The sequence below is a fragment of the Paenibacillus sp. FSL F4-0100 genome (assembly GCF_037993005.1).
GTDB lineage: Bacteria > Bacillota > Bacilli > Paenibacillales > Paenibacillaceae > Paenibacillus_AQ.
In genome coordinates this window covers 3,062,091-3,075,380 of record NZ_CP150303.1, presented here as the reverse complement: position 1 = coordinate 3,075,380, position 13,290 = coordinate 3,062,091, and the positions used below count along the sequence as shown (strand labels likewise).

The following is a 13,290-nucleotide window of genomic DNA, read 5'->3' as shown; positions in this document are numbered from 1 at the left end:
GCTGTAGAAATGCTTTGTTATCGGATGTCAGCGCCTTCTTCGAAATACACCTAATCTTCTTTAAAGATCTGAGAAATCAAGATCAGACAAACAATTTGATTTTCACATTTTACCTCTATTTTTTTATAAACTGCTTCTAATAATTCCGATTTTTTTAATATTAATTATTATCGTTAAAATACAATTGATAGAAGTAACCCCCATCCAAATAAATATTGAATACGACATCCACACCCTTATCATTAAATAATTATAATCTAATATATAAGGCCAGATCATTACCAATACCAAAAGCATAATGCTTAAGATTAGTGCGATACTACTATCTGTCATTTTTCTGAACCTTGTCTTTTCATCTTTAATATTTAGTTGTATTCCTCTAACGAGTTTAATTGCTTGGACACATAAGATAACCACGGCTATTATTACTAAGAATGAAAATACTAAATCAATTAATAGATACACGTCATCATAATTAAATTTATTCATATGATTCTCATTCATATTCTCATAAATATTATTAGCAATTAGCGATGGTGCAGTTGAATTCAAATTAGCCAGAACAAAAATGGCTTGCTGCTTTTCTAAATCAATAAGAACCTGTGAGGAGTAATTAGGATTTGATCCATTATGACTAACAACTCTATTTTTCGTATCAATACTCCATCCGAATGAATAGTATTGATTTTCACCTTCGTATCCCGCCATTTTGATGTCGACTTGATGAGATTGTTGTATCGCTTTCAATAAATTATCTGGTATATCGCCTATCCCCATTTGTGCATTAATCCAGCGTTCTAAATCTTTTGAATTCGTTACCAAATATCCTGCAGCGATATTCCCATAATATCTAGGGGCATCATATTCTAAGCTCCTTCCAAAAAATACACGATATCCTTTGGTAAGCTTATCAGATTCCTTTTCCTTACCTGTTGAAAAATAACTATCAGTCATTCCTAAAGGAACCAGTATGTTTTCAGTCATGTAATCCTGATAACGTTTGCCTGTAACTTTTTCAATAATCATCGCTAAAATATCATAATTAACTGTTGCATAATTATATGCTGTCCCAGGATACGTATCTAATGCAATGTCTGACACATTATGTATCGTTTTTTCAAGCATATCCTCCGTGGTACCTTCAGGAATTAACCGAATACTCCAAGGTGGAATTCCACTTGTATGAGCTAACAACTGATGAATCATAATATTAACTTTCTCACCCTTAATGGTTGGCTCAAACGATGGAATATAATCTGTAACAGAATCTGAAAGAGATAAGTAGCCCTCATTTTCTAATAAAATAACGCACAAAGCCGTAAATGCCTTTGTAGTCGATCCCAACTCAAATAATGACTCTTCAGTTACCCTCTTCTTATTTTTAGCATCTGCATATCCGTAATTCTTATATTCCGTCTTGCCCTGCTCTGATACTACCGTAACCACCCCTGGAGTCGCTGATTTGGCCATTATGATTTCCACCATATTATCCGTATTATCATAATTTCCTGTCCTTACCAAACTCCCAAGTTCATCCCAACACGCTATAGTAGTAATGATTGTGATAAGTAGGATGACACACATTGTTGTTGATGTGCCTGTTTTACTTAGTGTTTTCTTCATTGTGGTTCTCCCAATTGTAAGTCTTCTAAAAAAATAATGGACCAAACTATATAATTAAACACCATCCACAAATACCTACTTTGTGCCGTTATGGCTTAGAAAGACATAGTTCTTAAAACCATTTAATTCTTTGCGCTGATTTCCGATAACGTTCTTGTATTCACGACGCGACCCAGCCTTAGATGGCTCCTATCTTAGGCTGGGTCGTGTGTTGTCCGAGCTTCTTCATGATTATACATCTGACAACCAAGGGGCGTAAGCCCCGCTGCGTGAATACTATGTTAGGTGATGTACCCGGCTTCTTCGATTAACTTAAGAATGTCCTTCTATCTGTTTGTTAAAATATATTATTGGTCCGTCCCATTCAGGTTGATGAGATTCATGCTTTCTATATCTTCCATCGGTATATTGATTTACTACAGACTCCCAAAATTTCTGAGCAATAATGTTTTCCTTCTCCTGCTTTACTTCCCATAATCCCTCATGAGTATCAAGTATTCTAAACGCTATATCCTTACCTATTCCTTTCTTCCTCCACTTCCGCATAATAAAAAACTCAGCTATGGTCTTTGTGTTAGAATCTTTATTAAAAACACTATAATTATTAACCAATGCAAATCCAGCTAAGCTGTCACTTATCTTGATAATATAAGCAACTCGACCTTCAATTTCTTTCCCATAATCAGTCCAGTAATGATCAAGATACTTATAATCAAACAAACCAAACGAACTTGGGTCATCATTATTATATTCGGTAGTATCATATTGATAATATTGCATTAAATTTCTAATCACTGATTTATCCTGCTCTTCAGCCCTTAATAACTGAATTTGATTTTCTATATTGTTCATATTTCAATGTCCTTTATATAATTTAATGGTCTTTCGGGTATTTCACCTAACGTTTCCGTATTCACGACGTCCCACCGACTTAAGGGGACGAATGTCGCCGGGCGCGATGCGCTTAGTCGGTGCGGAGATTGCATTTCCCTGCAACTGAAATGCCTCACGGAATCCACTTCTAACTTCATGCCGGACCGAGGCAGCTTTTCTGCCGAAGCGTGAATATATTGTTATACGATGTCCTTGTCTTCTAGAACTGCCACCAAATCTGCTCATCACCTTTATTTCTTTGCCCTTTATATAATATATCTCCATCTTTTTCTGACTTTATATCAAAATTAATTTGATAGCTTTTTCTAAACAAGTTTAAATCTGTAATTCCTCTTTCTATTTCATCATAGAAATCAAAGACTAGTTCTTTTGCTTGTTCATTTGTTAATCTATCTTCTACCATAATTCTAATATTGATCATACCATCACTTGAACTCGAACTCGTTGCAGTAGTAGTAACTAGCTCTTTACTATTCATGGTCTTCTCCGCTTTAACTAATGAATCTACTAATTGATTAAAATCAATATTATTGTTACAGCCAACTGTAATAAGAGAAAATAAAATTATTAATACTATTAAATGTCTCATTTAATCTCCTTCTCTTAATGATTTACAAGGATTTCGTATAACGTTCTCGTATTCACGATGTCCCACCGACTTAAGGCTGCGTCAGCAGCCGGCCGCGATGCGGTTAGTCGGTGCGGATGTGTCCGTTGAATCAGCTCCACAGCCAAATGCTTCTCGCGGACCAAGGGCCGAATGGCCCGATGCGTGAATATAATGTTAGAAGACGTTACTTGGCTTCAGAGCGATTTCCCACATGACCTTCTTATTCTGGTACCTTAAAAGTTCATATTCTTCTATGTACATGTACTCCCACTTATCTTTGCTGAAAAACCGCTCTATCTCACTCTGATCAAAGAATCTTCTATTAATCCCTTCATTCTTGTATAGATACTTGTCCTGGCTTTGTTGAACTTCACCTTTATTTACTATTTCTTTTGTCGAGTTTAATCTACACAACAATAGTCCTTTCGTATTTAACGCACTATGTATGTTATTTATTATTTTATTGGTCGTATCTTCATCAAAATAATGCAGACTGAGATCCGCTATTAATATGTCTATGGATCCTTTATCAAAGGGTATCGCCTCACTCATGTCAAAGCAATGCGTCGCACAATCAGGAATTGATCCCTTAAGTTTTCTCAGTGCTGCCTCAGAGATATCACATGCTATTGGATTAAATCCTCTCTCTGATAAATAAAGGCTGTTATTCCCTATACCACATCCTAAATCAATAATCCGCATATTAGCTTCATTGAATTCTTTTGAATATTTATCAAGCCAATTATCATAGGTGGGCTTCATGTTTGGTCTTTGAAATGAATGATTCCAATATTCCTTTAAGCTTTTCATAGTAATCTCCATTCAAGTAATGTCGTCTAACGTTTCTGTATCTAGGAACCCGAGAGGCTTAAGGGAGCGAACGCGACCGGGTCCGACGGACTTAGCCTCGCAGGGTTGTGAGCTGAATAACTTCTCTGCCTACTACTCCTTGCGAACCAAGGGCGCAGCCCACAGCGTAGATACATTGTTATATGATGTATCTGCCTTCTTGAAAATGCTTAAATAGTATCATAAAAGATGTTTTTTATGTACGTTAGATCTCCATATCGAATCTCTATGGGATACTCTGATATCTCCTGTTTCAGTAAATCAATACTTTTATTTATTTCACTTTTAATTTCTGCCCTTCTGTGGATACTATATATTACATCCTTTATTGCCCCAAAATCTTCAATTGAACTGCGTACTCCTAATTTCACCATATTATGCTGATCGGTAAAATCATGAAACAAATCTATTAATATAAAACTTTCCGTATCATTTCTCTTAAAAAATACAATAACGTCCCCCTTGCCAACACTATAAGTTCCTTCGCCGTATGATAAATATTTACTATATAATTCCGTTATATCGAGTTTGATATTAAATTGTCTAATTAATTTTTCTAAACTAGATGCCTCATCTGTATCATCAATCAAATCAAAAAACGGCAAATAAAAAGATACTTCAGTATATCCCTCCATTGTCAGTTCCTTTCTTTCATCTAATTAAATATTGCAGATATTTCATATAACGTTCTTGTATCACGAAGCCGAGAACCTTAAGGGACAGAGTCCCGGCCGCGACGCGGTCAGGTTCGTAGAGATTGTCTGCCTGACCCTCTCCTCGAAATGCCTCGGGCAGACCAAGGGAGCGGAGCGACCACAGCGTGAATACTTTGTTATAAGATGTTGGTGGCTTCTTCGACTATACTTTCAAATTCTTCTTATTACTAACTATGATTTATTAAATGAGCAATTTCTTTAACTCTCTCCATTGTAATTCCTTCTCTTTGTTCAACCGCAAGTGGATGATTCGTTTGTTCTAATTCTATTAACGGAACAGCACCAACTTCTTGCGTATGTACCATTGTTTTTAACGATAATGTAGTTAATGGATATATTGAAAGTTCAGTCGATAGCCATCCAAAATAAGGTTTTTCATTCTCTCTTCCTTCAACGTGCAATAATTCATTAGATTTCAAAAAGTTTTCCTCACTAAGAGTAATCCAAACACTCCATATAAATCTCTCTTTATTATCAATTATTGGTATTTCAATATGTCCTCTAATAAAAAAATGTTGTTCATCAATTACACAAAAATCTCTAATTAATTCTGTTCTTTTCTCCTCTGGTACAGTGTAAAAATAATATGGTGCTTCAATTCCGTAACATAAAGGAAGTTCATTTAATTCGTTGTTACAGTGAGGGCATTTCATGTTTTCTGCTCCTTATCATTTTCACCGATTTCTTATAACGTTTGTGTATCTGCGAACCCGAGAGGCTTAAGGGGCGAATGCGCCGGGTCCGACGGACTTAGCCTCGCAGGGTTGTGAGCTGGATCCACTCCTCTGCCTTTCCCTTCTTGCGAACCAAGGGCGTAGTCCGCAGCGTAGATACTTTGTTATATGACGGTGTCTTTGAGTAATCCTAAAAAAGTTTTTTAATCATTTACCATATTCCATAAAGGTATATCATATTGTGAAGTTTCACTGCTACGGTTTAATTTTAATAAATTGCATTCGTTACAGAGTATTTGTAAGTTAGAAGGATCATTATTCCCATATTTAGATAACGGGACTATATGATCTATCTCAAAATTAATCCCTAGATTATAACTACCTGTTAGGTCCTTTCTGCACAGGGTACAAACTCCTTTATCTCTAAAGAAAATCCCCCTCTTCAACCATGAATTCCAATAAGAATTTCTTAATAGTTTTCTATCTTTATCTAGAATTCAAGAGGTCCCTATCCATGTGCTTCTGTAAGTATGTCGCAAAAAATTCATTTAAATCACGTAAAAATATTTTATTAATCATTAAAACATGAAAAGTTGAATGAACAAGTATTGATTGAGCCTCAATGCGCTTAACTTCCAAAGTATTAACATAATTATCGACATAATGGAACTCATCACACTCATCTAATTCTTCTGCTTCATTAATTATTTTAAAATCAGGAAACCTAATTCCTATGTCAACTCCTGTATTTGTAACCATATTACTCATATATTCAAGGAATATTTCATAATCATCCCAATCTATATTCTTCAAAATCTCTCTGATACCGTCATAATAGATTAAATCATCATAATATTTTATAAGCATATGAAGAACAGTAAATTTTTGAGGCTAAACAAATTTCACTATTATTTCATCGAAATTATCCTCAATAAAATCATTTAAATAATCGTAATCGGAGGAGCTATCTCCATAAAATTCAATAATGATACGCCCAGCCAGTATTGTAGCATCATGATAACCAATCTTTGTATGTTTTACATTCTTCATTAAAAACACCTCATTGTATGATTATTCTTCTGCACTGTCATATAACGTTCTTGTATTCACGACGTTCCCGTGACATTAGTGAAAACCCTGTATATTAAATACGAACGATAAAAAGATCCCCGACAGCCTAAGCCAGTGGGGTCTTTGCTCTTATAACCAACGTGACATTTATGGTTCAACAATGATTTATACCTTCGTATTGATCGTAGCTGTCTTGCACGACTTATGCGGAATTATCTAGACCTGGATATAAGCAACTATGCGGTAGAATAAGTGTAAAGACGCCTTGGAAGGAACAAGATAATGGAAGAGATTCGGTTCACCACGTTTAACGCATATGGAGAATTTTGTTTTTATGTTACAGAGGATCTATTACGAGAGTTCTTAGATCGTCATCAAATGATTATCAGTATAGAATTCTTCAAGAATTTCTACACTCAAGAACAATCACGAACCTTATTCGATTGGATTAAAAATCGTAAAGATAACAAAGACCCTACCAGCATTAACCGGTAGGGTCTTTGTTAAACTGGAGAAATTAAACCCAGAAAGAACTTAAAATGATGACCAACAAGATAAAGAGAACAAGAACCGCTCCGACTGAGTTTTTACCGCCGTATCCTCCATCGTAACCAACTTCGCCCATGAGGTCTCCTCCTTTTCTACGTTATCAATATAAAATATTCAAAATCTCATGCAATGCCAGGGCCAATATGCTTTAACAAAAAAAAGAGCCTCGCCAGCCTAAGCCAGCGAGGTTCTTTTTACCGATGCCATCGGATTGCACCACTGTGCGTCCCTATATGTTGTGTTTATTTTACAAAATATTACTTTGTGTATACAGACAAATCTTTTCCCTCTTTGCATAACTTGTAGTAAAGCGCGTTAGCCTGTACGCGTAACTGCTTCATTACTATCACAAACGTCAATCACATTCATTGTTGAGGGTATAACTGCCGTGACCTTTTGTCCAACGCGTTCATATGATATTTTCAAAGAAAGGGGTGAAGAGATGGACGCCTATCATAACTGCATGCGATGCATGAACCAGAGAGTCCGCATTTGGACAAGAGACGGATGTATACACGAAGGAAGAATCCTAAGAGTGGATCGTGATAACGTGTTCTTGGAGACTCGCAACTCCATTTTAACATTAAGCCTGTTCACGCTGCTCGCGCTTGCCTTAATCTGATCTCTTGAATCTCCTCGCAAAGAGGAGATTTTTTTGAAATCAAAACTGTTGAGGAAATTTTTATAATGAGCCATTTCCAGTGAATACGGCCGGACACTATCATGAAAATTGTCGACGACGGTACCTTTTACTTGTACTGGGCCCATCAGAGATTCTTTTTTATCAGAATCATTTATAAGGACAGAAATTGTCCCATCAAAGGAGATTTCTTTGTCACCGGTATTTATATAAGGTATCAAATATGATCCTGGTTGATTTGCAGACGTGTAACGGAATCTACTGCCAGTCGTTCAATCTTCCCAATAAAAAAAAGACCCTGCCAGCACTTGGTCAAGACCCCATTTTGTGGACATTGGAAAAACACCTAAGCTGCAAACTGGCGTCGGCACTCTACCGGCGTCAGTTTATTTAGTTTACGCTGCGGCCGTCTCTGGTTGTAAAATCGTATGTATTTTTCAATTCGGCTTTGTGCCTCTGCCAGATTTCGGATATTATAAGGGTAGAGCCCTTCCGTTTTGAGATGCGAGAAGAAGCTCTCCATGGAGGCATTGTCTAGGCAATTGCCCCGACGAGACATGCTGATTTGGGCGCTAACCTTTGGCAGCATGTCGTGGTAAGCATGAGACGTGTACTGGAACCCTTGGTCGCTGTGAACGACCAATCCGGTCACGTCTTTTTGCTTGGCAAACGCTTTGGCGAACGTTTTTAGTACCAGTTCGTTGTCGTTGCGTTCGCTAAGCTGGTAGGCCACAATCTCGTTGTTGAATAAATCTTTGATTGCCGAAAGATACAGCCATCGCTCACCTACCCGGTATTGCGTCACATCTGTTACCCATTTCTGGTTCGGTTTTTCTGCTGTGAAATTTCGCTTCAACAGATTCTCCGCCACGCGTTCCCCCGCTTGGTACGCCGTGTTAAAACGACGTTTGCGGCGAATGTTGGCTTGAAGTCCGAGCTTTTGCATCAGACGCAATACTTTCTTGTGGTTCATCCATATGCCCTCATCCTGCCACAAAAACAACTGGATTTGGCGGTAGCCGTATTTCCCTTCGTAGCGCGCATACACCTGACGAATGAGCAATGCAGCTTCCTTGTCCCGGTCCATATGCTTGCGCTTTAGATAGGCGTAGTAGCCGCTACGAGAGACCTTGAAGAGTTTGCACAGGCTGCTGACGGGGTAGCTAGAGGCAGCTATTTCAATGACTTTATACTTCTGTTCTTCACCTCCTGCATCCAGATATCCAAGCACTTTTTTAGCATTTCGTTTTCCCGCTTGAGCTTTTGAACATACCGATCTTCGTCGATGTATGCTTCCCGTCGACCTCGTTGATCCACCAGTCCAAACTCGCCCTGTTCCCGAAATTTCCGCATCCATTTCTTCATCCGTTGAGGATCATTAATTCCCAAGTGTTCATTAATCTTTCAGTAAGTCCATCCCTCGATAACATGCAGACGAACTGCCTCTTTCTTGATCTCTTCCGAATACGTTTTATACTTTTGTCCCTTAATTGCCATACAAAAATGCACCCCCTAGAATTTCATCGGATAAACCAGGGGTTTATTCCAATGTCCATTCTAAGGGGTGCACTTCACTTCACACTTAGCCGGTAGGGTCTTTTTCTGCGTGACATCAGCATTAATTACGTCATCATTAGAGAATTATATCCAACTACAGAAAGCACTAGTGATTATCACCAACAAGATAAAAAGGACCAAGATTGCACCAATACCATGACCGTGATGACCGTGATGACAATGATGACCATGATGACCGTGTCTTACAACTTCACTCAAGGGTTTTCCTCCTTTATTGTGGTTATATGTCATAAGGTATTCAGTTTCTTAATTATTGACAAGGCGAATGTCCATATGAATAAAAAAAAGACCCACCAGCGCATAGCTGACAGGGTCTTGGCTCGTCATGAATCAAGTTGAAGCGAGTGCATGTCCATTAAGGAAAAATGTACTCAGATCCATTATATTCGTATTCCTGATACTGTGTACCTAAGGGTATTATGGCTATGTCGTAACTGTAGCTGCTTTGGATGTGTTATCCCAACCAATTGTTGCCCCTAGCGCCTCACCAACGGCCCGCAGAGGGACATAGGTTACACCATTTTCAAGCTTACCGTCTTTGATTTGCTTTCCGTTTACAATGACATTTACCTTGTCGCTATTTTGTTTCACGTTGGAGGCCCCTTTTTTGATAATCCTTGTTTGAAAAAACATGCTCCTGTGCCCGTTCCGCATCCATACTCAAACACATTAGACTCTGCAAAATTAACATTGATCAGATCTAATGCTCTCTCTAAGAATGGTCTCATCATAAAATTATCAAAATTATATTGCTTAGGGTCATGATATTGATCCCATGCACATAAATTGTCTCTCTTTATTTCTTGATAGGTCTTTTCGTGCTCTTCAAAATAATACTTCTTCATCAATATAACTCCTTATAATAATATTTACAGGTAATTTCCGTTAACGTTCCTGTATCTACGAACCCGAAAGGCTTAAGGCGCGTATGCGCCGGGTGGCTCCGCCACTTAGCCTTGCAGGGTTATCTGCCTGGTTCCACATCTCCGAAATTCCTCGGGCAGATCAAGGAGCCGTCAGGCGACGCGGTGTGAATGCGATGTTATGAGATGGTGATGTCTTCTATGGGATACTCTCAAATATCTTACCAGAATATAGTTTTATTAATTGATCTGAAAAATATTCTTTAAAGAATTCATAGGTTGTTCTAGGGAATTTATATGACTTTAATGATTCTTCTGATTCATATACTGTCTTCTTAATTTCATTAATTGGTAACCATTCAATCCCGACCTGTCCAATATCAGCTTGTAAGCTTCTTAATTCATTATTAAGGAATTGAGTGTTGCACTCATAAATAAAATCAATAGAATGAACTTCCTTCATTATGAAAGAGTATTCATGATTGCGAGATATGTATTCCCTTACACAAATTAAATTACTACTCGATATTTCAATACCTAGTTCTTCTATACATTCACGAATTAGTGCCTGTTCTAATGTTTCGTTCGATTCTTGAGCTCCTCCAGGTAGTGCATAATAAAGACCAATATTCGGTCTCTTTTTCTTAATTAATAAAAGCTTATCATCCTGAATAATCAGTGCTCTTACTGTATTTCGAATCATCTAGAATAATCTCCCACTATACAATGTTTTATAAATACATCACTTTCTCATAACGTTGCCGTATTCACGACGCGAGCCGGCCTTAGATAGCTCCTATCTTAGGTCGGCTCGTGTGTCGTCCGAGTTATCTTCTTCGATTATATACATCTGGCGACCAAGGGGTGTAAGCCCCGTAGCGTGAATATTATGTTATGTGATGCCTCAGTCATCTTTGATTTACTTTCATATTAGTCCTTTTTTAAATGCAATTTATAAATCTTTAATATATATTCTTTATCTTCTGAGTCATCATTATGTCCTTCTATTAGTAACCCATTATGAAATGGGGACCCTAAAAAATCATCAAGTATTTCTCTTGGATTATTCAATATTTGTATTTCACAGCTAAATGGTAATTTCTTGTTTATGTCAGATATCAGATTGAATCTTAATTGACTTGCCATAATATCAAACCATAAATAAAAATACATACCTAGATTTGAACTAGAGCGTTCTATTTGATCTTTCCGATTCTGTAGAACTTTATTTATAAATTCATCGAAATCGTCAGTTGTAATTTGATTAATCAGATCAGGAGAAATCGAGATTCTCCACATATTTGTTTCAATTTCTTCTTGAAGATCAGCTTCAGAGGAACCGATATAAATTAAATCGTTTATTATATCTTGAAGATCTTCAAAATACTGTTCCTTATTCATTTGTTTTTCCTTCTTTCATACAATACCGAGGTTTCATATAACGTGTCTGTATTCAATGAACCCCGCAAGGGGTTGTCTGTTGGATTCCCTTTTCGAAATCCATCTGGCAGACCGAGGCTCCGTTAGGAGCCGCAGCTTGAATATTATATGTTATACGACGGAATTACTCTTAGATTAACCAACATTCATTCTTGATCCCAATCTGTCATTGCTCTGCTATATGTTCCAATAAATCTCCTGGCTGACAACCTAAAACTGTACATAGTTTATCAATTACTTCTAGCGAAACATATTCATTCGTATTGAGCTTCGCCATTGTAGCAGATGAAATCCCCGTCATTTTAAGTAAATCCTGCTTCTTAATTTCCCTGTCGATCAATAACTTTTGAAAAGGTTTGTAACTAATCATCTGATATTCCTTTCAAACGCGAAGTGAATTTTTCTTTAATTATATGAAAGTATATTTTCTTTATCAAAAACATCTTCAACATGTCTTGACTTGAATGTTCGATATAGTAAGATTATATTCAATAAGTTAAACTTTTATTCGCAAAATCAAATGAACTGGATGGTGTTAAATTATGCATAATTCTTTAGAAATCTTACTCGATTCACTGATAGTCATTTGCGATCGGAAACCCACCTTCGGCGGTCAACCTTAGGGTGGGTTTTTACTTTCTCTTGTTGTTATTATTAATGTAAGTTAAAAGTGCAAGAATGAATGATCCAAATAGGAACATAATCGTTAGTGCATCTTTCACTTCCATGGCTTCACCTCCTTTCGAAGGGAAACCATGACCACCCAAGATTCAATTGTAGTTATATTTTACCTTTATTTACATCTGCGTACAAGCGTTCTTATTATGACTTTGGATTTTCGATTCTAAATATGGTTTTAATACAATGGCGGCCCTTTCAGATAACGTTGTTGTATTCACGAAACGCCCCAGCCTTAGTTAGCTCTTATCTTAGGCTGGGGCGTTTGTTATCTGAGCTTCTTCCACGATTATACATCTGATAACCAAGGGGCGATAGCCCTAATGCGTGAATACGGTGTTAACTGAAGTCGACGACCTCTCCGAAAAACTATATCCTTGAACTTGAAAAAATCTTTACACTTTATTGAGATACTTTAAAAAATCACTTGAACTATCCTCTATTAGCAAAGACTTCGTTAATCATTAAAGCACCATTTTAAAACCATAAATGAAAACCTCGGTTGAATACATTGAGGAAGATCTGCTAAGTAAATCAAACGTTTCTTCAAGTAGTTCCATATCTGTTTCTGAAAGCTTCATCTTTAGTTGTTCCTTCGAATTGGAAATTTTGTTATTTAGAGTTCTGTATTCAGGATTCTTTGGTACAATCACTTCTTCAGGTCTAATTTCTCCAACATATAACTGTTCCAATATATTGCTCATTCCCTGCCTCTCCCTCCAATAAGTTCGTTACAGAATATTTTAGCGATTTTATCGCTAAACTCAATAGCGAATATTTCGCTAGAGTATCTTTGATATGGAGGTGTTATGCATGTACCAAAGAATCAGAAGCCTACGTGAAGATAAAGACTTGACTCAGTCACAGATTGCTGCATATTTAAACTGTAGTCAACGAATCTATAGCAATTATGAACGTGGTGAAGTTGACATCCCCACAACAATATTGATTAAACTTGCCGATTTCCATCAAACCAGTACAGACTATCTTCTGAACAGAACCAATATTAAGAAGGCTTATCCTATTGATTGAGATAGGCATCTATGTGAATCTTAAATACAACTTTTGTTGATTTCTGTTAACGTTTCTGTATCTACGAACCCGA

At 37.1% G+C, this 13,290-nt stretch carries 20 protein-coding genes; 2 read left to right on the top strand and 18 right to left on the bottom strand.

Annotation, left to right across the window (positions count from 1 at the left end; genetic code table 11):
• Positions 1-123 precede the first annotated feature (123 nt).
• The 9 genes from MHH48_RS13850 to MHH48_RS13810 form a co-directional block, all read right to left on the bottom strand.
• Positions 124-1,623, bottom strand: a complete 1,500-nt coding sequence (locus MHH48_RS13850; protein WP_076326740.1) for a serine hydrolase domain-containing protein — start codon at positions 1,621-1,623, stop codon at positions 124-126.
• 312 nt (positions 1,624-1,935) lie between these two features.
• Entirely contained in the window at positions 1,936-2,475 is a 540-nt protein-coding gene (locus tag MHH48_RS13845) for a GNAT family N-acetyltransferase (RefSeq protein WP_076326741.1), read from the bottom strand.
• Positions 2,476-2,716: 241 nt separating this feature from the next.
• Positions 2,717-3,106, bottom strand: coding sequence for a hypothetical protein (locus MHH48_RS13840; protein WP_076326742.1), 390 nt, complete (start codon positions 3,104-3,106; stop codon positions 2,717-2,719).
• A gap of 195 nt (positions 3,107-3,301) precedes the next feature.
• A complete protein-coding gene (locus MHH48_RS13835) occupies positions 3,302-3,937 on the bottom strand; it encodes a class I SAM-dependent methyltransferase (RefSeq protein ID WP_076326743.1) in 636 nt (211 codons plus the stop codon).
• 209 nt (positions 3,938-4,146) lie between these two features.
• Entirely contained in the window at positions 4,147-4,611 is a 465-nt protein-coding gene (locus MHH48_RS13830) for a hypothetical protein (protein ID WP_076326744.1), read from the bottom strand.
• A 248-nt stretch (positions 4,612-4,859) separates the two neighbouring features.
• Positions 4,860-5,345 carry a DUF2199 domain-containing protein gene (locus tag MHH48_RS13825; protein ID WP_076326639.1) on the bottom strand — a complete coding sequence of 162 codons (486 nt, stop codon included), beginning with the start codon at positions 5,343-5,345 and terminating at the stop codon, positions 4,860-4,862.
• A 507-nt stretch (positions 5,346-5,852) separates the two neighbouring features.
• Positions 5,853-6,179: a hypothetical protein gene (locus MHH48_RS13820; protein WP_144023542.1), complete on the bottom strand. Its 327-nt coding sequence runs from the start codon at positions 6,177-6,179 to the stop codon at positions 5,853-5,855.
• Positions 6,180-6,257: 78 nt separating this feature from the next.
• A complete protein-coding gene (locus tag MHH48_RS13815; RefSeq protein WP_179090756.1) occupies positions 6,258-6,416 on the bottom strand; it encodes a hypothetical protein in 159 nt (52 codons plus the stop codon).
• A gap of 538 nt (positions 6,417-6,954) precedes the next feature.
• Positions 6,955-7,062, bottom strand: a complete 108-nt coding sequence (locus tag MHH48_RS13810) for a YjcZ family sporulation protein (RefSeq protein WP_218641297.1) — start codon at positions 7,060-7,062, stop codon at positions 6,955-6,957.
• 366 nt (positions 7,063-7,428) lie between these two features.
• Here MHH48_RS13810 and MHH48_RS13805 point away from each other — a divergent pair, with 366 nt between their 5' ends.
• Positions 7,429-7,608 carry a hypothetical protein gene (locus tag MHH48_RS13805; RefSeq protein WP_076326643.1) on the top strand — a complete coding sequence of 60 codons (180 nt, stop codon included), beginning with the start codon at positions 7,429-7,431 and terminating at the stop codon, positions 7,606-7,608.
• Positions 7,609-7,972: 364 nt separating this feature from the next.
• Here MHH48_RS13805 and MHH48_RS13800 read toward each other — a convergent pair whose 3' ends face one another.
• From MHH48_RS13800 to MHH48_RS13760, 9 genes are all read right to left on the bottom strand, one after another.
• Entirely contained in the window at positions 7,973-8,971 is a 999-nt protein-coding gene (locus MHH48_RS13800; protein WP_256720886.1) for an IS3 family transposase, read from the bottom strand.
• A 296-nt stretch (positions 8,972-9,267) separates the two neighbouring features.
• Positions 9,268-9,435, bottom strand: a complete 168-nt coding sequence (locus tag MHH48_RS13795; protein ID WP_144023544.1) for a YjcZ family sporulation protein — start codon at positions 9,433-9,435, stop codon at positions 9,268-9,270.
• A gap of 192 nt (positions 9,436-9,627) precedes the next feature.
• On the bottom strand, positions 9,628-9,795 hold the full coding sequence (locus MHH48_RS13790; protein WP_256720883.1) for a stalk domain-containing protein: 168 nt from the start codon (positions 9,793-9,795) through the stop codon (positions 9,628-9,630).
• Entirely contained in the window at positions 9,792-10,049 is a 258-nt protein-coding gene (locus tag MHH48_RS13785) for a hypothetical protein (protein ID WP_144023545.1), read from the bottom strand. Before MHH48_RS13785 ends, MHH48_RS13790 begins: the two co-directional genes overlap by 4 nt.
• A 217-nt stretch (positions 10,050-10,266) precedes the next feature.
• The gene (locus MHH48_RS13780) at positions 10,267-10,770 is read right to left on the bottom strand and encodes an NUDIX domain-containing protein (RefSeq protein WP_076326645.1); all 504 of its coding nucleotides are present in this window, start codon (positions 10,768-10,770) and stop codon (positions 10,267-10,269) included.
• A gap of 227 nt (positions 10,771-10,997) precedes the next feature.
• Positions 10,998-11,468, bottom strand: coding sequence for a hypothetical protein (locus tag MHH48_RS13775; protein WP_076326646.1), 471 nt, complete (start codon positions 11,466-11,468; stop codon positions 10,998-11,000).
• Positions 11,469-11,673: 205 nt separating this feature from the next.
• Positions 11,674-11,877, bottom strand: coding sequence for a helix-turn-helix transcriptional regulator (locus tag MHH48_RS13770; protein WP_076326647.1), 204 nt, complete (start codon positions 11,875-11,877; stop codon positions 11,674-11,676).
• A 262-nt stretch (positions 11,878-12,139) separates the two neighbouring features.
• Positions 12,140-12,235, bottom strand: coding sequence for a putative holin-like toxin (locus MHH48_RS13765; protein WP_227011709.1), 96 nt, complete (start codon positions 12,233-12,235; stop codon positions 12,140-12,142).
• A gap of 414 nt (positions 12,236-12,649) precedes the next feature.
• Positions 12,650-12,889 (bottom strand): DUF6809 family protein, encoded by a 240-nt coding sequence (locus MHH48_RS13760; RefSeq protein ID WP_144023546.1) that lies wholly within the window; start codon positions 12,887-12,889, stop codon positions 12,650-12,652.
• A gap of 109 nt (positions 12,890-12,998) precedes the next feature.
• On the opposite strand from MHH48_RS13760, the gene MHH48_RS13755 reads away from it, so the two are divergent.
• Complete coding sequence (locus MHH48_RS13755; protein WP_076326648.1) at positions 12,999-13,217, top strand: helix-turn-helix transcriptional regulator; 219 nt, start codon at positions 12,999-13,001, stop codon at positions 13,215-13,217.
• Positions 13,218-13,290: the final 73 nt, after the last annotated feature.